Origin of the sequence: Bradyrhizobium sp. PUT101, assembly GCF_052043945.1 — a bacterium.
In the GTDB taxonomy this organism is placed as follows: domain Bacteria; phylum Pseudomonadota; class Alphaproteobacteria; order Rhizobiales; family Xanthobacteraceae; genus Bradyrhizobium.
The window spans coordinates 1,694,438-1,715,703 of sequence record NZ_CP197207.1 but is presented as its reverse complement, the minus strand read 5'-3'; the positions used below and the strand labels follow the sequence as shown (position 1 = coordinate 1,715,703).

Sequence of the window (21,266 nt, the reverse complement as noted above, 5' to 3'; positions counted from 1 at the left end):
TCAGGCCCCGCTGACCTGAACGAGGATGTCCGAGAATGTCGGGGCACGGCCGAGGTCGGCGAAGGCGGGAGACGTCAGCACGTGAACCGTTGCGCCCCGGCGATTGGACCGCTGCCAGTAGCCGGACGGGGCCACCACCACACCCGGCATGACGTCGGCCGAAACGGTCGCGAAGGCCTCGAACGCGCCACGGTCGTTGAACACGCGAATGGGCGCGCCCGCGACGATGCCACGCTGTGCCGCATCGTCCGGATTGAGGAGCACCGCCTGTTCCTCGCCCGCCTGCGCGGTCTGCGCCGGCAAGTTGCCGTAGTTCGAATTCAGGAAGGCGTGGCTCTTCGGCGAGATCAGGCTGAGCGGATAGCGCGTCGCGAGCATGGGCGCGGTGCGCGGGTTCTCGTTCGGCGGGATGTAGTGGGGCAGAGGATCGACCGGCGCGGCGTCCTGATCGCCGTTGTAGCCCTGGCGGAACAGCGGCACCACGAAGTTGCCGCCGGCGGCGATGGTCGAGCTGAATTCGCACTTGCCCGATGCGGTCGGAAAATTGCCCTCGCGGTGCGGCGCCCAGTCGGCCGGCGCGGGCATGTTGAGGCGCGCATAGCCCTTGGCCTTGACGTCGTCGAGCGTGATGCCTGCGAGCACCGGGCTGCTCCAGTCGAGCGAGGCCTCGATGATCTCGTCGTCGCTCCGGAAGAAGGAGGGGTCCGTGATGCCCATCGCGCGCGCGAGCCGGCGGAACAGCTCGGTGTTGGACACGGCTTCGCCGAGCGGCGCGATCGCCTGGTTGTTGTAGGACAGATAGAGATGCCCCCAGGAGAACATGATGTCCTTCTGCTCGAGCTGCGTGGTTGCGGGCAGAACGATGTCGGCGTATTTGGCGGTGTCGGTCAGGAAGTGCTCGCTGACGACGGTGAAGAGATCCTCGCGTTCCAATCCCTTTTCGAGCTTGCCCTGTTCGGTCACCATGGCCATTGGATTGGCGTTGTAGACAAACAGCGCCTTGATCGGCGGATCGAAGCCGAGCTCGCCCGTCAGCGCCGCTCCGAGGCGCCAGGAATTGAGCACGCGCATCTTCTCCGGCTGGAGATCGGGACGCATCAGCACGTCCCATCTGACCGGGAAGGCCCAGATCGGGAGCTGGAGCAGCCCGCCGCCGACGTGCTTCCAGGCGCCGATCAGTCCCGGAAGACAGGCAATTGCGCGCACGGTCTGACCGCCGCCGGCATGCCGTTCGACCGCGACGCCAATGCGCACGACGGCCGGAGGTGTCGTTGCATATTCCCGCGCCAGCTTGACGATGTCGTCGACGGGAATGCCGGTTTCCTGCGAGGCGAATTCGGGTGTGTAGCTGGACGCCCGTTCGGCCAGCTCGTCGTAGCCCACGGTGTATTTGTCGATATAGTCGCGATCGACCAGATTCTCCTTGATGATGACGTGGATCATCGCGAGCGCCAGCGCGGCATCGGTGCCGGGACGGATCGGAATATGCCAGTCGGCGAGGCGCGCGGTGCGGGTGCGGACCGGATCGATCACCACGAGCTTGGCGCCGGCCTTTTTCGCCTGCTCGATGAACGGCCAGTGATGCGAGTTCGTGCTCAGCGTGTTGCAGGCCCACAGGATGATGTACTTCGAGTGCACGAAGCTCTCGGGATCGACGCCCGGCGTGTGCCCGATCGTCATCATGTACGCGGTGCAAGAGCCGGAATCGCAGAAGGTGCGCTCCAGAACCGTCGCGCCGAGCTTGTTGAAGAGGGGATCGCCGACGTTCAGCCCATTGATGATGCCCTGCGTGCCCAGATAGCTGTAGGGCAGGATGGCCTGCGCGCCGTCCTCGGCAATGACGGATGTCCAGCGCGCCGCGATGGTCTCCAGGGCTTCCTCCCAGGAGATCCGCTGGAACTGCCTGGTGCCCTTCGGTCCGACGCGTTTGAGCGGATACAGGACGCGCTTGTCACTGTAGACGCGCTCCTCGTAGTTGTTGACCTTGACGCAAAGCCGTCCACGCGTGAACGGATGATCGGGATTGCCGCGGACGGCGACGGCCTTGCCGTCCTCGACCGTGGTCAGAATCGAGCAGGTGTCCGGGCAATCGTGGGGGCATGCGCCGATGACCGTGGTCCTTGCCATGGATCTCTCCGCTTCCTGATTTGAGGCAATCCGAAGGATGCGGTCGCCGGGCCCGGCCTGGCTTTTCAAAACGTGCGGTGTTGTTGTCCCAGCCTGCTCTCGGCCGGTGGACGCCCGGGCCGGTCTCTGGCATGTTAATTGCTGGACCCGGCACTACCTTTACCCGCACATCGCGTTATCTGACGGAGAGACACGATGGGTATGCTCGGCAATTCTGTCGATAAATATGTTACCGGCAGAATGCTTCAGACCTCCAATGAGCGGCGATGGTCGCACCTGCTCGCGGAGCGGTGGAGCCATGATCCGGGCGATCTGCCGCCGCAATTGCCGCGCGACACCGAGATCGCGATCCTGCTGCGCGGCAACTCGGTCGTCGATCGGGAAGGTGCAGGCATGCGGCAGCGCACTTTCGGCAGAAGGGGCACCGTGTGGCTATGTCCGGCCGGCATCCGCGAGGACTTCATCCGCGTCGAGAACCAGATGCAGGAGTGCCTGCATATCTTTCTTCCCGGACACCCGTTCGACGACACCATGCTTCGGGATCTCGACATCGACCCGTCCGGAATGTCGATCCGCTACGAGAGCATCGACCGGGACATCTTCATCGAGCACGTCGCGGACCGGATCCTCGGCGAGCTCGAACATGAGACCTCGACCGGCCGCCTCCTGGTCGAGAGCCTGGGGCGGGCCCTGTCGGCTCATCTGGTGCACAGCTATGCGGCCACCTCGGTCCGTCTGAAGCAATCCCATGCCGTCCAGAAGCCGCTCGATGCCAAGCGGCTGTCGCGCGTGACGGAGTTCATCGCGGCGTCCGTCGATCGAGATTTCACGGTGAAGGAACTGGCGTCGGTGGCGTGCATGAGCCCGGCGCATTTCTCCCGCAGCTTCAAGGCGGCGACAGGTAGCGCGCCGCATGAATATGTCAGCCGTCAGCGCCTCGACCTCGCCAGGAGCCTCTTGTCGACCAGCGATCGTCCGCTGGTCGACATTGCTTACGCCACGGGATTTTCGTCGCAGGCCAATTTCAACCGCGCCTTCCGCAAGGCGGTCGGGACGACGCCGAGCCTGTACCGGGCGCAGAAGGTTCGGGACTGAGGCCTCCCTCCGTCACGGGAGGGCGGACCTCGCCGCAAGAGCCATGTCTTGTCGAGAACGCGGAGCCGAGCGGTCGCCTCCGCGACCGTCACCCCATGCACGACGGGTCAGGATTGACTTCGAAAAATACGAATAAGCGCAACAACTTGGCTACTGTGCATGGGGTTGTTTTCGATGTTCTTGTTCAGGGAGGCTTCGATCTTGCTGCGGGCGAGCGGCCGAGCTCAGCTGTGCGGTCCGCGCAATTGCGCCGTCAGCCTGTCCATCGCCTCCGCCACGTCGCGCCACTGCGACAGCCAGTTCCGCGGAAAGCGGAAGGTGAGGTCGGCCCCGCCGACGCGGCGCTCCGAGAGGCACATGCCGGGTGTCGCCGCATCGCGGGTACAGCGCGCGGTCAGCGCGGGGTTTGCCGCGGAATAGAGATCCTCGCTGCCGTAGGGCGTGTCGGTGCGGAACATCCGCATCGTCAGCCCGTCCACGGGCATGGTCGCGGCCTGATCGAGATAGCGCGGATAGATCGTGGCCGTCCGCTGCTCGGGCGAGAGCGCATCGTGATGGGCCGCGATCGACAGGAAGATGCGGTCGATCGATTGCACCGCCGCTTCCACCGTGTCGGCGGTGACGTGCTTCGGCGGGCCGGGCGGCTCCAGGGAGGGATAGAGGAAGTCGAGATCGATGCGCTCCTGCGGCCCCGAGTGCCGCTGGATCTTCATGCGGATCGCGGTCACCGGCAGGTTGAACAGCGTACCGCCGATGCTCACCGGCAGCTTGTCCGGGGCGTTCGCGCCCCTGCTGCCCCAGGTCGGCCACAGCAAATAGGCGACGAGCGCAACCGCGCATGCCGCGGCAGTGCCCCCGAGCAGGATCGGGACGACATGCGCGCGGGTGCGCGTGCGGGGGGACCTGAGGGAAGCTGCCGAAAACACCGTCATGAATTGCGCAAGTCGAGTCGGAAGTCGGCCGATGGCCGACGAATCAGCGGCGAATATGCCACGCGATGGCGGTTTCGCGGAGCGTTGCCGGCTGCGGCGAGCGGGGATGGCTCTGCGTCGACCGGCCGGCCGCGTTAACCTTCCCTTAAGGATAATGTAGCGTTAACCGGCACTCTTTGTCACAGGAAGGCTCCGGCGTTGCGTAAGTGCGGACTGTTCCGATGACACCTGAAGCCCTCAATACTTTCTTTTCGATCTGCATCGGTTTCGCGCTCGCGGGCGCGCTCGTGAACGGCTACCAGGCGCTCGCGCAGCGGCCCGCCGGCTTCGGCCTGCTGCAGGATGGCGTGGCGCCGAAAACGTTCGCGGCGGTTCCGTTCCTGGTGTTCGCCGCACCCTTCATCATCATGCGCAACACGCTGCGCGGCGTGCAGGTGGAAAGCCGCCGCGTGGAATTCGTGATGATGGCGACCGTCATCGCCGGCTTCTGGAGCATGATGAGCGGCACCTTCTTTCTGATGACGCTGCGCGCGGCCGGCATTCTGGTCTGAGGCCCGCGCTCTGAGCGCGGGCGGCCCTTTGCGTCGGGGCTGTCGTTTCGCTATGGCTGGGTCAACCCGACAGGAGACCTTGATGGCGATCTACGAGCTCGACGGGCAGGCGCCCGATCTTCCCGCCGACGGCAACTATTTCATCGCGGAGACCGCGACCGTGATCGGCCGCGTGCGCCTGAAGCCGGGCGCGAGCGTCTGGTTCGGCGCCGTGCTGCGCGGCGACAACGAGTGGATCGAGATCGGCGAGGGCGCCAACGTGCAGGACGGCTCGACCTGCCATACCGATCTCGGTTTTCCGCTTCACATCGGCAGCAATTGCACGGTCGGCCACAATGTCATCCTGCATGGCTGCACCATCGAGGAGGGCGCACTGATCGGCATGGGCTCGATCGTGATGAACGGGGCCAGGATCGGCCGCAACAGCATTGTCGGCGCCGGTTCCGTCATCACCGAGGGGAAGGAATTTCCTGAACGATCCCTGATCATCGGCTCACCGGCGCGCGTGATCCGCCCGCTCGACGACGCCCAGGTGCAGCGAATGGGAAGCGCGGCCAAGTTCTATGTCGCCAACGGCCCGCGTTTCAAGAAGGGCCTGAAGCGGATCGGTTGAGCTCAGCTGCGGGGCGTTCGCCCTCGGAAAAGGGGATCGCGATCGGTCATCGCAATCTTGCCTCTCTCGCTTACAAGCTGATGTAACGACATTTGCTCCGGAACCGGTCTTCACCGCGTCGGTTGACCGGCGAAGGAGGACTTCCGATGGCCAGATCGTCTGCAAGCGGTTCAATCAAGACAACGATCATGATCCTCGCAGTCGCGGCGATGCCCGCCCTGTCGTTCGCGCAAACCACCGGCGGCACGACCGGATCGAGCGGAGGCTCAGTGGGATCGACCGGAAGTTCGGCGGGGTCGATGGGTGGCACCGCCAGCGCGCCAGTTCCGCCGCCCGGTACCAACAGCCTGGGTACGGCTCAATCATCCGGCCCCGGCTCCGGAGTCACCACCGGCACCGGCGGAGGTGGGGCGGCTGATGCAACGGTGAACGCTGAGAACCGGCAGCTCGACAGGAAAATGAAGAGCATCTGCCGCGGCTGCTGATGCTCGCGCGGAAGTGAGACAGCGTCGCTGTCACGAACTCCCAACCGACGTTAGCTTGGTCCTGCTTTGAAGCGTGGAGCGTGTCCACGCGGAGGATCGAGTGATGTTTCGCAAGATGATCATGACGGCGCTGACTGTGGCGGCGTTCGGACTATTGGTGCCGCAGGCGGCCGAGGCGCGCGGCGGCTTCGGACGTGGCGGAGGCTTCCATGGTGGAGGCTTTCACGGCGGTGGCTTCCATGGCGGAGGCTGGGGGCATCGCCCTTGGTATGGCGGCGGCTTCTGGCCAGGTGTTGCCATTGGGGCGGGTTTCGGTGCCGGCTACTACGGCGGCTATTACGGCTACGGTTATCCCTACTACGGTGATCCCTACTATTATGGTACCGGCTACAACGATGGTTATGGCGGCTGCTATGTCGCGCGGAAGCGCGTCAAGACGCCGTCCGGATGGCGATACCGTCGGGTTGACGTCTGCGAGTGAGGCGCGGAATAGCTGTTAAAAAACAAGGCCGTTGACGCAGTATACCGTCAACGACCTTGCCAGCCCCGGATATTGAAATCGGCTCACGCCATCCGGTAAGCGCCAACATCGCGCGGAATCAAACGGGCGAATGTGATCCAGTTCACAAACGGCGAAAATAAAGTTCCCGAAACTGATCGGCTCAGCCGCGCGACCGCTTGCGCGCGCTGGTTTGGACGCGGTGCCGCGCCGGTTTCCTGCGGGTGACCGACGGCGTTTCGACCTCGGTCGCACGTGCACTGGCAAAGGACTGCCGCAAGCCGTCGATGGATTCGTTCAGGGCCGCCACCTGCTCGGACAGGCGCTTGGTGTCGGCCTGCTGCGCGGCGAGCAGCCGCTTCATGGTCTGGAGCTGGTCCTGCACCACCTGGAGCTGGTCGATCGACTCCTGTTGGGTCGCCTCCAGGCCCTTGGTCTTCTCGACCAACTGCTCGGATGCCTGGGCCGCGCGGGCCTGGAGCTGCCGGGATGCCACCACGCGGTCGCTCTCAGGGGCGGCGCCGGTATAGGCACGCCAGATCGCGATTGAAGTCACGCCCGCGATCAGGAGCAACAGGGCTGCAGCGGTCAGCGCGATGGGCTGGCCGCCAAGGCGAAGGAGGGATGTGGACGGTGTGTCCCGGGCGAGATCGATCATCGCTTACAAGACCCAAATTGAAACTTGGTGAGTGGCGAAGGCCGGCAACCCAGAGGGGCGACCGGGGCGTCTCGAAAGCGTTAGGTTTCAGCAAGGAATGGGACCAAAAAGAGGCTGGTTGGGCTTAAGGGGGCGGCGTCTTCAAAAAAGGAGGTTCAATAACACCTTTTCCGCCGGGTTTCGTGAGATTCGCTCAATCCGGGTCGCAGGCGTTCGCCCGAGGACGCGTTGCTGACCCCGGTTGATCAGGGCTTCGCTCGTTAGCGATTCCGCATCAGAATCGCTAGGCGAGGCCGACCGTCGCGGTATGGGTGCGGGCCGTGACGTGGGCGGTGAAGCGGTCGTCGAACCCGATTCCGGTCTTGCCGTCCATAGGTGTCTGGTGCCGCGCCTACGGCCGAAACTGCGACAGCAGTCCATCGTAGGGCTTCGATCGCGGCACGGCATAGGGCCCGAGCCGGGAGGTCTTCAGCCCCAGCCGCACCAGCGCTTCCGCCAGCGTCACCGCAGCAGTGACGCCGTCGATCACGGGCAGGCCGTGCATGGCGGCGAACTCGGCGGCAAGGTCGGCCATGCCGGCGCAGCCGAGCACGATGGCTTCGGCGCGGTCGTCGCGAATCGCGGCAGTGATCTCCGCCGAAATTTTGCCGAGCGCATCGGTGTTGCGCTCTTCCAGTGCGAGCACCGGCACTTCGGCCGCCCGGACGCGGGCGCAGCGCTCGGCGAGTCCGTATTTCCGCAAATTGTGCTCGATCGGCACGATGGACACACCGAGCGTCGTCACCACGGCGAAGCGCGCGGCGATCAGGCTCGCCATGTGGAATCCGGCTTCGCCAATGCCGATCACCGGCGCTTTCGCGGCGGCGCGCGCGGCGTCGAGGCCGGTGTCGTCGAAGCAGGCGATGATGTGCGCCTCCGCACCGTCGCGGTCGGCCTCGCGGATGCAGCCGAGCATGCCGGGGACCGCGAAGGCCTCGTCGTAAAACCCCTCGATCGAAACCGGGCCCATCGACGGCTGACGCGCGTCGATTGCCGTGCCGGGCAGGGCGACGCTGCGCGCCGCAGCGGCGATCTTTGCCGTCATCGACGCAGTGGTGTTGGGATTGACGACGTGCAGCCGCATCGGATCAGACAAGTCCCTTGTCAGACGAGTCCCTTGCCGGCGTCCGAACCCTTGGCCGCCTGCCGCTTGTTGAGCATGTGGATGGTGCCGAGCGCAAGGGCGATCATCGTGAACGACACGGCCGAGATCACGGTGCCGAGCGCATAGATGTCGGGGTTCGTTACGGTGGTGGTGAGGCCCTGCAGATCGAGCGGCAATGTATTCACCGCGCCGATGGCCTGGCTGGAGCGGGCGAGCTCGTCCCAGGACAGCGTGAAGCCGAACAGGCCGATGCCGATCACGGAGGGGAGAATGATCGGCAGCACGACGTAGCGGAACGTCTGCCACGGCGTCGCGCCGAGATCGCGGGCGGCTTCCTCGAGGCGCGGGTCGAAACGGTTGAAGATTGCGAACATGATCAGGAGGCCGAACGGCAGCGTCCAGGTCAGATGCGCGCCGAGGCCCGAAGTGAGCAGGCCCATCGAGGTTTCGAAATTCTCGTTCCAATGCGCCTTGATCAGGTCGTCGACGATGCGGAATTCCAGCGAGATGCCGAGCGAGGTGATGATCGAGGGCACGATCAGGCTCGCGATCGCCGAATAGAACAGGATGCTTTGCGCCCTGAATTTACGGCGGAACGCCATGCCGGCAGCGACCGACAGCACGACGGTGACAATCATCACGATGATGCCAAGCAGCAGCGAGCGGCGGAAGGCCGCGCCGAGATCGACGATGCCGGTGCCCTGGAACAGTTTTGCGATCCAGAAGGTCGAGACGCCGTTCATCGGGAAGGTGAGGCCGCCCTGCGGCCCCTGGAACGACAGCACGTAGATCGCGATCATCGGCCCATAGAGGAACAGCACATAGGTCGCGAAGAAGATCGCAAGCAGGTAGAAAGAGCGCGGACGTCCTTCCCTCATGCTCAGAGCTCCTTCTTGATGTCGACGATGCGCGACATCATGGTGATGATCAGGAAGGTGATCGCGAGCAGGATCACGGCATTGGCGGCGGCGGCCGGGAACTGCAGCGCGTTCACGCGCGTCTCGATGATCTTGCCGGCGGCCGCGATCTGCTGGCCGCCCATCACGCCGATGGTGATGAAGTCACCCATCACGATGGTGATGACGAAGATCGAGCCGATCACGATGCCGGGTTTTGCGAGCGGAATGATGACGTTGACGAGGGTCTGGAAGCCGGTGGCGCCGGCGTCATAGGCCGCCTCGATCAGCGACTTGTCGATGCGCACCATGGAATTGAAGATCGGCACCACCATGAAGAAGGTGAAGAGATGCACCAGCGCCAGGACGACGGAGAATTCGGAGAACAGCAGCCATTCCACGGGATGATTGATCAGGCCCGTCTTCATCAGGCCTGAGTTCACCAGCCCGTTGCGCCCGAGCAGCGGAATCCAGGCGATCATCCGGATCACGTTGGAGGTCCAGAACGGGATCGTGCACAGCAGCGACAATCCCATCTGCCAGGTCTTGGACTTGACGTGGAAGGCGAGGAAATAGGCGACCCAGAAGCCAATGAACAGCGTGATGGCCCAGACCAGGAAGCACAGCTTCAGCGTCTTCAGATAGGTCTTGCCGATCGTGCAGAGCTCGGGAAGCTGCGCGATGCAGCCTTCGAACGTGTCGGTGTAGCCGCGGCCCGAGAAGGCCGGCAGCAACTGGTATTCGTTGTAATCCCAGAACGAAACGATGACGACGAAGACGAGCGGGATCAGGAAGAAGGCGAGAAACACCAGCATCATCGGCCCGGCCTGAAGCCAGGAGATGAAAGACGGTGACAGTCGCGCCGCCTTGCTGCGGCGCGCCGTCTCCGATCCCCGGATGAGGTCCGGGGATGCGTGATGCAGGATGTCCTCGGAGGTGTCCATCAGGTCACGCCGCGATGAACTCGTTCCACTTGCGGACCATGTAGTCGTTCTCGTCCATCACGGCGTTCCAGCAGGCGACCGCGCCCATGCGGTCCTCGTAGGAGCCGCCATCGCGCACCGCGCCGGCCTTCTCGAGCAGCGAGCCGTCGGGCGCCTTGATGTCCTTCTCGGCCGGCTTGCCCTCCATCCAGTAGGCCCACTCGTAGGGCTCCATGTGCGCCTTCGCGGTGGAGAGGACGGCGGAGTAATAGCCCTGGCGATTGAGATAGGCGCCGGCATAGCCGGACAGGAACCAGTTGACGAACTCATAGGCCCATTCGAGCTTTGCGCCCGAGACTCCCTTGGAGACGCAGAAGCCGGAGGCCCAGGAGCGGTAGCCTTCCTTGAGCGGCTGGAACGTGCAGGGGATGCCCATCGAGCGCACCTTCGTCACCGCCGGCGACCACATTGATTGGATCACGGTCTCGCCCGAGGCCATCAGGTTGACGCTCTCGTTGAAATCCTTCCAGAAGGCGCGGAATTGACCAGCCTTCTTGGCTTCGGTCATGACCTTCATGGTGAGATCGATCTCTTCCTTGGTCATGTTGCCCTTGTCGGCATATTTGTATTTGCCGGAGGCTTCCACGACCATCGCAGCGTCCATGATGCCGATCGAGGGGATGTTGAGGATCGAGGCCTTGCCCTTGAACTCGGGGTTGAGCAGCTCGGACCAGGAATTGATCGGCCGTTTGATCAGGTCGGGGCGGATGCCGAGCGTGTCGGCGTTGTAGACGGTCGGGATCAGCGTCACGAATTCGGTCGCCGACGTCGCGAACTTCTTGGAGTCCTTGCCTTCGAGGTAGAGCACCTTCCAGGGCGCCGTGCCCTGGCCGCCGATCTTCTTGCCGCCGGGCGTCTCGCCCTTGGTGAAAACAGGCGTGATGTTGTCGAACTGTTTGATCTTCTTGGCATCGAGCGGAAGAATGTTGCCCGACGGCACGATCTTCTTCAGCGAGAAATATTCGGTGTCCAGCACGTCGAAGGAATTCGGCTGGGTCATGACGCGCTTGGTGACGTCGTCGGTGGTCGCGGTGATATATTCGATCTTGATGCCGGTGTCCTTCAGGCACTGCCTGGAGATGTCGTCGCCCTCGTTCACGGCGGTGCCGAGATAGCGCAGCACCTTCGCGTCGGCCGACTTCACGTAGGGAAAGCCGGTGATCGCGCCCGAGCCGGCGGCAAGGCCGGCGAGACCTGCGGTGCCCTTGAGCAGCGTGCGGCGGCTGACGCCGGTCGTTCTGGTGGTCTCGCTCATATCAGTCACTCCTCTGTTGCGCATTCCAGTGATCGATCGGCGCTATTGCAGGCGTCGCGCCTTGGCGGGATCCCAGGTGGCCAGCACGCGGTCGCCCGGACGGAACGGGTGGACGTCGAAGGCGGCTTCGGGAATGTGGGAGAACAGGGCGGTGCCATCGTCGAGCGTGAGCGAGACGGCGATGTAGGAGCCCTGGTACTCGGTTTGGGTCAGCAGCGCCGGCGCGCCGAACGCGCCGTCAGCGAACGGCACGATGCCAAGCTGATCGGCGCGGACGGCGATGAGGTTGCCGGCGTCGCTGAGGACATTGTGGCCGCCGATGAAGCGGGCCACGAATTCGGTGCGGGGATGGTGGAAGATGTCGCGCGCCGTACCCTGCTGCTCGATCCGGCCGTGGTTCATCACCACGATGTGGTCGGCGAGCGCCATCGCCTCTTCCTGGCCGTGGGTGACCTGGATGAAGCTGATGCCGAGCTCGCGCTGCAGCCGTTTCAGCTCGCCGCGCATCTTCACCCGCAGGAACGGATCGAGCGCGGAGAGCGGCTCGTCGAGCAGGAGTATCTGCGGCTCGGTGATCAGTGCGCGGGCGAGCGCGACGCGCTGTTGCTGGCCGCCGGAGAGCTGCGCCGGCAGGCGGCCTGCATATTGGCTCATCGCGACCAGCTCGAGCAATTCGCCGGCACGCTTGTGCCGCGTCGGCTTGTCAACGCCGCGCATCTTCAGCGCAAATGCGACATTGTCGAGCACAGAGAGGTGCGGAAACAGCGCGTAGGACTGGAACATCATCGCCGTGCCGCGCTTGGCGGGCTCGAGGTCGGTGACGTTCTGCGCGCCCAGGATGATGTCGCCCTCGCTGACCGCCTCGTGCCCCGCGATCATGCGCAGGGTCGAGGTCTTGCCGCAGCCGGAGGGGCCGAGCAGGCAGCAATAGGTGCCGGCCGGGATCTTCAGGTTGACGTTGTCGACCGCCAGCGTGGCGTCGTAGCGTTTGGTGACGGCGACCAGTTCGAGAGCGGCGGGAGTGGCCATGGCGTGTCCGAGGAGGGCGATGCGTCCGGCCTCTCTCCGCAAGGTCCGTGCCAACAGCCCGCGGCCAGTCGAATTTCGAGAACTGTGCAGCGGAGTCAGATCGTTAGGTCAATGCCGGCGCAGTTTGGCCTGCCGGCACATGCGCGGACGCCTGCACACAAAACGAGCGAGGATTGTATAAAGTTTCGCCTGTGATTGGATACAGCTCGTCGACTAACATTCGAGGGAACGTCGCCGATCGAGCCCTCACGCCATGGCCGCCAAGACCCGCCAGAAATCCGATGCGCCAGATGCGAGCGATCGCGTCAGCCGTATCCGGGAGGGCGTGACCGCCGCGATCCTTGAACATCGCCTGCTGCCTGGCACGAAGCTCGGCGAGGACGAGATCGGCGAGATCTACGGCGCGAGCCGCACGCTGGTGCGCACCGCGCTCCAGCAGCTCGCGCATGAGGGCATCGTCAACATCGAGAAAAATCGCGGCGCCTTCGTCGCGCGCCCGACGCCCGCGGATGCCCGCGAAGTGTTCGAGGCGCGGCGCCTGATCGAGCTCACCATCGTCGATCATGCGATCGACGCGGCGTCGCCGGCCTGGCTCGATCGCCTGCAGCGCCATCTCACCGAGGAGCGCGAGGCGGAGCTGCGCGGCGATGCGCGCGCATCGGTGCGGCTCTCCGGCGAGTTTCATCGTCTCGTCGCCGAGATGAGCGGCCACAGCATCTATCTCGGATTCCTGAAGGAGCTGATCGCGCGCTCCTCGCTCATCATCCTGCTCTACCGCCGCCACGACACGCCGGCCTGCGGCACCGATCATCACGCGGGAATCGTCGAGGCGATCGGCCGGCGCGACGGCGAGGCCGCGCGCGCGCTGATGTTGTCGCATCTGCAGGAGATCGAGGCCGAACTGTTCCTGAAGGAGCTCGCTGCAGGGGATTGGCGGCTCGCCGACGTGCTGCTTGGCGCCTGAGCGATCCTGATACTAGCGGCGTGCAGATGCCTTCGTCGGCTTTCGCCGCATCTGCTTTGCGGCGGCGGGACGTCGCTCATAGGCGGCGAGAAATACGTTGACGCCATTCTCGATCAGCGCGCGATGGCGGGCCGGGCTCGGCGCTTTCATCGAGAGCGTCCATTTCAGGATCTCCTTGCCTTGAATCAGGCTGAGAAACTGCGTCGCCGCCACGCCGACGTCGGGAACCTCGACAAGGCCCTGCGCTTGCGCTGCACGCAGGAAGGCAGCCACCTCGGCGTCGCAGCGCTCCGGTCCGGACTTCATGAAAACTTCCGCCACGCGCGGATAGCGCGAGGCGCACGACATCACGAGTCTGTGCACGGCAAGCCCGCGCTGGTCGAGAAAGGCTTCGAGGAACGCCGTGCCAATGGCGTGGAGTTCTGCCCTGAGATCGATCTTGCCGCCGTGGTCGCGCCATAGCGTCTTCGGCCCGAAGCGCTTGCACTCCTCGTTCACGAGCGCGAGCAGCAGATCGTCCTTGTCGTCGAAATGAACGTAGAGCGTCGCCTTCGAGACCCCGGCCGCGCGCGCGATCGCGTCCATGCTGGTGGCATCGAACCCCTGATCGAGAAAAAGAACGCGAGCGCTGTCGAGAATCCGGCTGTGCTTGGCCCTGGCGCGCGGCTTCTGACTCGTTTCGGCCAGCTCTTTGGTCTCTCGCATCTGCGCCTTATGCACCGTCGTCGTCATTGACCCGTAACCCCACGGCTTGACTTTTGGTTCCAACCTGCAACATACAGCCTCCCGGACAAAAACTAAACGGTTTAGTTCTTTGACAGCTCATCTTCCAGGCAGGTCCAGGCACGTCCCCGTCGTCGCAGGAGGGTGGCGGCCGGCGCGGGCCTCGGCCTGGGCCGGCGTCTCGCTCTGCGGCGTTGTGCTGGCGTCCTGCGCCGTCGGACCGGACTTCGTGTCGCCGGACGGACCGATGGTGGCCGGCTATACACGCGAGCAGCGCCCGGCCGCCACCACGAGTGCGCCGGTGACCGGCGGCAATTCGCAGGGCTTCGAAACAGGCAGGGACATTCCCGGCGCCTGGTGGGCGCTATTCCGCTCGCGGCAGCTCAACGCCTTTGTCGAGGAGGCCATCCGCAATCATCCCGACGTGCAGGCGGCGCAGTTCGCCCTTCGCTATGCGCGGGAGAATACACTGGCGCAGCAGGGCAGCCTGTTTCCGCAGGTGTCAGGCAGCGCCTCGGCGGAGCGCGACCGGACGAGCACGTCGCAATCGGGGCAATGGCCGGCGCAAGGTTCGACCTACACGCTCTACAACGCTTCCGTCAGCGTATCCTACACGCTCGACATCTGGGGCGGCACGCGGCGTCAGGTCGAGGCGCTGCAAGCCCAGGCCGACTATCAGGGCTTCAAGCTCGAAGCGACCTATCTCGCGCTCACCGCCAACGTGGTGACGGCCGCGATCACGGATGCCTCGCTCCGCGATCAAATCCTTGCGACCGAGGAGATCATCAAGGCGGAGTCGGATCAGCTGGCGCGCATCCAGCGCCAGTTCGAGATCGGTGCGATCTCGAAATCCGACCTGCTGTCGCAAGAGGCGACGCTGGCGCAAGCCAAGGCGACGCTGGCTCCCCTGCAGAAGCAGCTGGCGCAACAGCGCAACCAGCTGATGGCGTATCTCGGCCGGCTGCCGAGCCAGGACCGCGGCGAGCATGTGCGGCTGGCCGATCTACGCCTGCCCGGGCGGCTGCCAGTGTCGCTGCCCTCGAAGCTGGTGCGGCAGCGGCCGGACATCCGTCAGGCCGAGGCGACCTTGCATCAGGCGACCGCAACCGTCGGTGTCGGCATCGCCAACCTGCTGCCGCAGCTCACGCTCTCGGGCAGCTACGGCGCCACCAGCCCCGAGCGGTTGTTCTCGCCCGAGACGATCGTCTGGAGCGCCGCTTCCAGCGTCAGCCAGAAGATCTTCGACGGCGGAACGCTGTACCACACCAAGGAAGCCGACGTGGCGGCGTTCGAGCAGGATCTCGCGCTCTACAAGAGCACGGTGGTGACCGCGTTCCAGAACGTCGCGGATTCCCTGCGCGCCATCCAGTACGACGCCGCGACGTTGAAGGCGCAGGCCGCGGCCGAGAAGGCGACGGCCGACAGCCTCGCGATGGCGGTCGAGCAGTTCAAGACCGGCGCCGTGCCGTACGCCAACATCATCAACGCCCAGCAATCCTACCTCAACGCACGGGTGTCGCGCGTCAAGGCGCAGGCGACCCGCTTCACCGACACCGCCGCGCTGTTTCAGGCGCTCGGCGGCGGCTGGTGGAATCGCGTGGATGAAACGCCGGACGCGCTGCCGCGCGCCAATGCCGGTTACTTCGCCGGCACCGACAAGAAGACCGAGGACGCGTTGCGATGATCAAGCGGATGACAATCATGCTGTGCGGGATGGCGATCCTGTTCGGCGGCCTTTACGGATTCCAGACGTTCAAGGAGATCATGATCAGGAGGGCCATCGGCGCGTTGGCCAATCCGCCGCAGACCGTCTCCACCGTGGTCGCCGCGAACGCGCCCTGGCAGTCCAGCCTGAGCGCGGTCGGCTCGCTGCGCGCCGTCAACGGCGCCGATCTCGCGCTCCAGGTCGCCGGCATCGTGCAGAGCATCGAGTTCTCCTCGGGCGACAGCGTCACGGCGGGACAGACCCTGCTGTCGCTGGTGGCGACCGACGACCTCGCCAAGCTGCGTTCACTGCAGGCGACGGCGGAGAACTATGCCATCGTGCTCAAGCGCGACGAGGAGCAGATCAAGTTCAACGCGGTGAGCCAGGCGACGGTCGACAGCGACAGGGCCAACCTGAAGAACGCCCAGGCCTTGGTGGAGCAGCAGAAGGCCCTGCTCGAGCAGAAGACGCTGAAGGCGCCGTTCTCCGGGCGCCTCGGTATCCGCGCCGTCGATCTCGGCCAGTACCTCTCCGCCGGCACCAGCATCGTCACTCTGCAGAGTCTCGATCCGATCTATGTCGATTTCTACCTGCCGCAGCAGGCGCTGGCCTCGATCCGCATCGGGCAGGACGTGTCGGTCGCGGTCGATGCCTTTCCGGCCGAGCGCTTCACCGGGCAGATCACGGCAATCAACGCCAAGGTGGATTCGAGCAGCCGCAACGTCCAGGTTCGCGCCACCTTGCGCAATGGCGGGGCCCGGCTGCTGCCGGGCATGTTCGCAAAGGTCGAGATCGCGGTCGGCAAGCCCGAGCAGGTCGTCACCCTCCCGCTCACCGCAATCGTGAACAATTCCTACGGCGACCTGGTCTACCTCGTCGACGATCTCCGCGATGGGCAGGGCACCGCGCGGCAGATGTTCGTCAAGACGAGGCCCCCGAAAGGCGACCGCGTCGCGGTCAACGACGGCATCAAGCCGGGCGAGACCGTGGTCATCGCCGGCCAGTTGAAGCTGCGCAACGGCAGCCCGGTCAAGATCGACAATACGCACGTGCCGCAGGCCGAAGCCGCGCCGAACATCGTCGATCAGTAGGCTTCGCGACGGCGCGGGATACCGCAACAAAGAGTGCCGAGAAACGAGTTCAGGACAAGATGCGTTTCACTGATATCTTCATCCGCCGGCCGGTGCTGGCGCTCGTGGTCAGCGCCCTGATCCTCGTGCTCGGCCTGCGCTCGATGGCGACGCTGTCGATCCTGCAATACCCGCGCACGCAGAACGCCATCGTCACGGTGAGCACCGCCTATGCCGGCGCGGATTCCGACATCATCGCCGGGTTCATCACGACTCCGCTCGAAAACGCCATCGCCCAGGCCAACGGCATCGACTACATGACGTCGAGCAGCGTCACCGGCACCAGCACCATCACGATCAATCTGCGGCTGAACTACGACTCCGGCAAGGCGATGACGGAGATCAATGCCAAGGTCAATTCGGTGCTCAATCAGTTCCCGAGCGGTACGCAGCAGCCCACGCTGACGCTCAAGGTGGGTCAGACCATCGACGCCATGTACATCGGCTTTGCCAGCGACGTGCTGGCGCCGAACCAGATCACCGACTACCTCACGCGCGTGGTGCAGCCGCGCCTTCAGGCCGTCTCCGGCGTGCAGACGGCCGAATTGTTGGGCGCCAAGAAGTTTGCGCTCCGGGCCTGGCTCGATCCCGACAAGCTGGCGGCTTACGGCCTCACCGCAACCGAGGTATCGACCGCGCTGTCGGGCAACGACTACATCTCCGGCCTCGGCACGACCAAGGGCCGGCTGGTGCAGGTCGACCTTGCTGCCTCGACCAACCTCCATTCGCTGGAGCAGTACCGCAACCTCGTGGTCAAGACCGTCAACGGCGCCATCATCCGCCTGCGTGACGTCGCGAACGTGACGCTCGGCAACGACGACTACGACAGCGAAACGAAATTCAACGGCAAGACGGCGGTCTATATCGGCATCCAGACGGCGCCCACGGCCAATCTGCTCGACGTCATCAACGGTGTGAAGGCGGTCCTGCCCGACATCAAGGCGCAGCTTCCGAACGGTCTGGTCGGCGAGGTGCTCTACGACTCCACCGACTTCGTCAATTCCTCGATCGACGAGGTCGTCCACTCGCTGGTGGAAGCGGTGCTGATCGTGATCGTGGTGGTGTTCCTGTTCCTGGGCTCGTGGCGATCGGTCCTGATCCCGGTGATCGCGATCCCGCTGTCGCTGATCGGAACATTCGGGCTGATGCTGCTGATGGGCTTTTCCATCAATCTGTTGACCCTGCTTGCACTCGTGCTCGCCATCGGGCTCGTGGTGGATGATGCCATCATCGTCGTGGAGAGCGTGCACCGGCTGATCGACGAAGGCGTCGCGCCGGTCGAGGCCGCGATCCAGTCCGCACGCGCGCTGGCGAGCCCGATCATCGCCATGACCGTGGTTCTGATCGCGGTCTACGTGCCCGTGGGATTCCAGGGCGGCCTCACCGGCGCGCTGTTCACCGAGTTCGCCTTCACGCTCGCAGGCGCGGTCACGGTATCTGCGGTGATCGCGCTGACGCTGTCGCCGATGAACTGCGCCTGGCTATTGCGCAAGACCGAGCGCGATGCGACGAACTGGGAGGCGCGCTTGGTCCGGACGATCGACCACGTGCTGGAGTGGCTCTCAGGCGCCTATCGCCGCCGGCTGGAGGCCGTCTTTGCGATGAAGCCGGTCGTGGCCGTGTTCGCGCTGCTGCTGTTGGCCGGCATTCCCTGGCTCTACGCGACCTCGACCAGCGAGCTCGCGCCCGACGAGGACCAGGGTGTCGTGCTCTCGCTGACGACGTCGGCGCCCTCAGCGACACTTCAGCAGCGGCAATTCTACAGCCAGCAGGTCTACGATCTCGTGGCCAAGCGCCCGGAAACGAAGACCCTCTTCCAGATCGACACGCCCACCCAGGCGATCGGAGGCTGGGTGCTCAAGCCCTGGGACCAGCGCAGCCTGACCACGAAGACTCTTCAGCCGGATTTCCAGAACCTGCTCAACACCATCGCCGGCACGCGCTCGGTCGCCTTCCAGCCGTCGCCGCTGCCCGGCAGCAACGGCCTTCCGATCCAGTTCGTGATCGGTACGACCGGTTCATACAACGAGCTCGACCAGGTCTCGCGCAACTTCATGGTGCAGGCGCTGAAGAGCGGCCAATTCATCTTCCTCGATACCGACCTGAAAATCGACAGGCCCCAGACGCTGGTCTCCTTCGACCGCGACAAGGCCGGTGATCTCGGCCTGAAGATGAGTGATCTCGGCGGTGCGCTCGCGACCATGCTCGGCGGCAACTATCTCGACTATTTCAGCCTCGACGGCCGCTCCTACAAGGTAATTCCTCAGGCCAAGCAGAACGATCGGCTGACGGCAGACCAGTTGCTAGGCTATTACATCAAGGCGAGCGACAATTCGATGGTGCCGCTCTCGACCGTAGCCCATCTGGAGAACAGGACCGTTCCGCAATCGCGCAATCATTTCCAGCAGATCAATGCGGCGACGATCTCGGGCGTTGCGATGCCGACCGTGTCGATGGGCAGCGCGCTCGCCACGCTCAAGGATCTCGCGAAGACCCTGCCGGCCGGCTACACGGTGGATTTCGGTGGCGCCTCGCGGCAGCTCGAGCAGGAGTCGGGCGGCTTCGTCACGACGTTCGCTTTCGCCGTCATCATCATCTTCCTGGCGCTGGCGGCGCTGTTCAACAGCTTCCTCGATCCCATCGTGATCCTGGTGTCGGTGCCGATGTCGCTGGCCGGCGCCCTGATCTTCATCAGCCTCGGCATCGGCGGTGCCAGCCTCAACATCTACACCCAGGTCGGGCTGCTCACGCTGATGGGCCTCGTCAGCAAGCACGGCATCCTGATGGTCGAGGTCGCCAACGAACTGCGCCTCGAGGGCAAGGGGGTGACCGAGGCGATCATCGAGGCGGCGACGATCCGGCTGCGGCCGATCCTGATGACGACCGCGGCGATGGTGCTCGGCGTCGTTCCGCTGATCACCGCGAGCGGGGCGGGCGCGGTGTCGCGCTACAACATGGGCCTCGTGATCGCGACGGGGCTGTCGATCGGTACGCTGTTCACGCTGTTCGTGGTGCCGGTCGCCTATGCCCTGATCGCGCGGCCAGCTGCGTCTCCGGCTCCCGCCGAGCCAGCGCCGGCATAGCCCAGAAAGTTGCGGTCGGCCTTTGGAAGAGGCCTGGCCGCGCTCGAACCGGTCTGGGGCAGGGAGGCGGTCCACGTCAGCGATTGAGTTCGCTTTCGGCGGCAAGCTGCCCGTCAGGCGTGATCTCGTATTCGCCGTTCTGCTTGGTCATCCATCCTGACCTGACCATCTCTCGTGCAAGCTGGATCGAGCAGATCGGATGATTGCCTCCTGGGTGATACAGCCTGTCATTTCGGACGAGCAGGTGCCCGTACAATTGAGCCTGGCGTAGCGCCCTGCGCATTCCGGGTGATGGATTTTTCATGCCGGTTCAAGCGCGAGCACGATGAAGGTTCCTAATGAACGCGGCGACTTCTGGCATTTCCGCGCGCCGGCTGCCGGGTGAGGGCCGCTTGTCCGCAGCGGCCTGAAAAGGATCGCGGCGTACCGGGACCGGAACGGGCATCGGCATTCTGCAAGCTGCACCCACCTCGGCTGCAGCGTGCACTGGAATTCACTCGAGCAGTGCCGGGATTGCCCGTGTCACGGGTCGCAGCTCGCCGCTGATGGCACTGCGCTCAATGGCCCCGCAATGTCGCCGCTGGGCGAGGCCGACAAGCCCGCCGCTCTTGAAGCCGCAGAGTGAGCGGACATCCCGGAAAAAGTTGCGGCCAGCCATTGGGGGATGGCTGGCCGCGCGCGAACCGGTCTGGGACGGGGAGGGGTGGGGATGTGACCGGGCCGCGTAACTCGTTGTCTCGTTCCTACTGATCCTTCGCGCTGGCGGTGGAGACCGCCGGCTTGGTATCGCCCAGCGAGACCCAGACATTGGGATCGCTCTGCGACTGGCGCTTGACGAAGCGGTAGCCGGTCTCCGTCCAGGCAACGACGTTCTCGTTCTGATTGTCGAGAACGAACTCGCCCTTGTCGGTCTTCACCGTCAGCACCGCGTGGCCTTCGCCCTTCTTGTCGCGCACGACGGTGATCAGCAGGGCCTGGCGCGGCCATCCGGCGTCGATCAGCATCTTGCGCTTCAACAGCACGTAGTCTTCACAGTCGCCGTAGCCATCTGATGGCAGCGACCACTTCTCGATCACGCCCCAGTGCTCCTGGTCGGTCAAAGGCTTGACGGTCTCGTTGACCCAGCGATTGACCTTGACGAGGTCGCGCCATGCGGCCTGCGACATCACGATGTCGCGTGGCTGCAGCGGCGTGCCCTGGCACTGAGCGGCGTTGTCCGCGCAGAACTCGACCCAACCGATCGGCGAACGCGTGGTGTCGCCGAGGCTCGCGTAGAGCATACGGCTTTCGCCGGCCTGCGCTGCTGCGCTGATCCCGAAGAGCATGGCGGCCAGCGCCAGCCTCTTCCCCTGTCCCCTGAAGTCAAACATTGCGGTCCCCGTTTCTTGTTGGGA

General features: G+C 64.6%; 19 protein-coding genes and 1 pseudogene. 10 read left to right on the top strand and 10 right to left on the bottom strand.

Annotated features, from left to right (window positions below):
• Entirely contained in the window at positions 1 to 2,127 is a 2,127-nt protein-coding gene (locus ACSHT2_RS08395; protein WP_440641156.1) for a molybdopterin-containing oxidoreductase family protein, read from the bottom strand.
• A gap of 195 nt (positions 2,128 to 2,322) precedes the next feature.
• Between ACSHT2_RS08395 and ACSHT2_RS08390 the strand changes: the two genes are divergently transcribed.
• Positions 2,323 to 3,222 carry a helix-turn-helix domain-containing protein gene (locus ACSHT2_RS08390; RefSeq protein WP_440641155.1) on the top strand — a complete coding sequence of 300 codons (900 nt, stop codon included), beginning with the start codon at positions 2,323 to 2,325 and terminating at the stop codon, positions 3,220 to 3,222.
• Positions 3,223 to 3,446: 224 nt separating this feature from the next.
• Here ACSHT2_RS08390 and ACSHT2_RS08385 read toward each other — a convergent pair whose 3' ends face one another.
• Positions 3,447 to 4,154: a hypothetical protein gene (locus tag ACSHT2_RS08385; RefSeq protein WP_440641154.1), complete on the bottom strand. Its 708-nt coding sequence runs from the start codon at positions 4,152 to 4,154 to the stop codon at positions 3,447 to 3,449.
• 221 nt (positions 4,155 to 4,375) lie between these two features.
• Between ACSHT2_RS08385 and ACSHT2_RS08380 the strand changes: the two genes are divergently transcribed.
• The 4 genes from ACSHT2_RS08380 to ACSHT2_RS08365 all read left to right on the top strand — a co-directional run bounded on the left by ACSHT2_RS08380 (position 4,376) and on the right by ACSHT2_RS08365 (position 6,284).
• Entirely contained in the window at positions 4,376 to 4,705 is a 330-nt protein-coding gene (locus ACSHT2_RS08380; protein WP_028180891.1) for a DUF6949 family protein, read from the top strand.
• Positions 4,706 to 4,787: 82 nt separating this feature from the next.
• A complete protein-coding gene (locus ACSHT2_RS08375) occupies positions 4,788 to 5,318 on the top strand; it encodes a gamma carbonic anhydrase family protein (RefSeq protein ID WP_440641153.1) in 531 nt (176 codons plus the stop codon).
• A gap of 146 nt (positions 5,319 to 5,464) precedes the next feature.
• Complete coding sequence (locus ACSHT2_RS08370) at positions 5,465 to 5,803, top strand: hypothetical protein (protein WP_440641152.1); 339 nt, start codon at positions 5,465 to 5,467, stop codon at positions 5,801 to 5,803.
• 103 nt (positions 5,804 to 5,906) lie between these two features.
• Positions 5,907 to 6,284 (top strand): hypothetical protein, encoded by a 378-nt coding sequence (locus tag ACSHT2_RS08365; RefSeq protein WP_440641151.1) that lies wholly within the window; start codon positions 5,907 to 5,909, stop codon positions 6,282 to 6,284.
• A gap of 181 nt (positions 6,285 to 6,465) precedes the next feature.
• Here ACSHT2_RS08365 and ACSHT2_RS08360 read toward each other — a convergent pair whose 3' ends face one another.
• The 6 genes from ACSHT2_RS08360 to ACSHT2_RS08335 all read right to left on the bottom strand — a co-directional run bounded on the left by ACSHT2_RS08360 (position 6,466) and on the right by ACSHT2_RS08335 (position 12,267).
• Positions 6,466 to 6,960, bottom strand: coding sequence for a hypothetical protein (locus tag ACSHT2_RS08360; RefSeq protein ID WP_440641150.1), 495 nt, complete (start codon positions 6,958 to 6,960; stop codon positions 6,466 to 6,468).
• Between the two features lie 391 nt (positions 6,961 to 7,351).
• Complete coding sequence (locus tag ACSHT2_RS08355) at positions 7,352 to 8,083, bottom strand: aspartate/glutamate racemase family protein (protein ID WP_440642799.1); 732 nt, start codon at positions 8,081 to 8,083, stop codon at positions 7,352 to 7,354.
• A gap of 20 nt (positions 8,084 to 8,103) precedes the next feature.
• The gene (locus tag ACSHT2_RS08350) at positions 8,104 to 8,982 is read right to left on the bottom strand and encodes an ABC transporter permease (protein ID WP_440641149.1); all 879 of its coding nucleotides are present in this window, start codon (positions 8,980 to 8,982) and stop codon (positions 8,104 to 8,106) included.
• Between the two features lie 2 nt (positions 8,983 to 8,984).
• The gene (locus ACSHT2_RS08345; RefSeq protein WP_440641148.1) at positions 8,985 to 9,944 is read right to left on the bottom strand and encodes an ABC transporter permease; all 960 of its coding nucleotides are present in this window, start codon (positions 9,942 to 9,944) and stop codon (positions 8,985 to 8,987) included.
• Positions 9,945 to 9,948: 4 nt separating this feature from the next.
• The gene (locus ACSHT2_RS08340; RefSeq protein ID WP_440641147.1) at positions 9,949 to 11,238 is read right to left on the bottom strand and encodes an ABC transporter substrate-binding protein; all 1,290 of its coding nucleotides are present in this window, start codon (positions 11,236 to 11,238) and stop codon (positions 9,949 to 9,951) included.
• A gap of 42 nt (positions 11,239 to 11,280) precedes the next feature.
• Positions 11,281 to 12,267, bottom strand: coding sequence for an ABC transporter ATP-binding protein (locus tag ACSHT2_RS08335; protein WP_440641146.1), 987 nt, complete (start codon positions 12,265 to 12,267; stop codon positions 11,281 to 11,283).
• Between the two features lie 253 nt (positions 12,268 to 12,520).
• Between ACSHT2_RS08335 and ACSHT2_RS08330 the strand changes: the two genes are divergently transcribed.
• Positions 12,521 to 13,231: a GntR family transcriptional regulator gene (locus tag ACSHT2_RS08330; RefSeq protein WP_440641145.1), complete on the top strand. Its 711-nt coding sequence runs from the start codon at positions 12,521 to 12,523 to the stop codon at positions 13,229 to 13,231.
• Between the two features lie 12 nt (positions 13,232 to 13,243).
• Here ACSHT2_RS08330 and ACSHT2_RS08325 read toward each other — a convergent pair whose 3' ends face one another.
• Positions 13,244 to 13,963: a TetR/AcrR family transcriptional regulator gene (locus ACSHT2_RS08325; RefSeq protein ID WP_440641144.1), complete on the bottom strand. Its 720-nt coding sequence runs from the start codon at positions 13,961 to 13,963 to the stop codon at positions 13,244 to 13,246.
• 82 nt (positions 13,964 to 14,045) lie between these two features.
• Between ACSHT2_RS08325 and ACSHT2_RS08320 the strand changes: the two genes are divergently transcribed.
• The 4 genes and pseudogenes from ACSHT2_RS08320 to ACSHT2_RS08305 form a co-directional block, all read left to right on the top strand.
• Positions 14,046 to 15,638, top strand: coding sequence for an efflux transporter outer membrane subunit (locus tag ACSHT2_RS08320; protein WP_440641143.1), 1,593 nt, complete (start codon positions 14,046 to 14,048; stop codon positions 15,636 to 15,638).
• The gene (locus tag ACSHT2_RS08315; protein ID WP_440641142.1) at positions 15,635 to 16,750 is read left to right on the top strand and encodes an efflux RND transporter periplasmic adaptor subunit; all 1,116 of its coding nucleotides are present in this window, start codon (positions 15,635 to 15,637) and stop codon (positions 16,748 to 16,750) included. Before ACSHT2_RS08320 ends, ACSHT2_RS08315 begins: the two co-directional genes overlap by 4 nt.
• 59 nt (positions 16,751 to 16,809) lie before the next feature.
• Positions 16,810 to 19,872, top strand: a complete 3,063-nt coding sequence (locus tag ACSHT2_RS08310) for an efflux RND transporter permease subunit (protein WP_440641141.1) — start codon at positions 16,810 to 16,812, stop codon at positions 19,870 to 19,872.
• Positions 19,873 to 20,257: 385 nt separating this feature from the next.
• A pseudogene (locus ACSHT2_RS08305) lies at positions 20,258 to 20,497 on the top strand (Rieske 2Fe-2S domain-containing protein); the annotation flags it as partial.
• A gap of 118 nt (positions 20,498 to 20,615) precedes the next feature.
• Here ACSHT2_RS08305 and ACSHT2_RS08300 read toward each other — a convergent pair.
• A complete protein-coding gene (locus ACSHT2_RS08300) occupies positions 20,616 to 21,242 on the bottom strand; it encodes a transglutaminase-like cysteine peptidase (protein WP_440641140.1) in 627 nt (208 codons plus the stop codon).
• Positions 21,243 to 21,266: the final 24 nt, after the last annotated feature.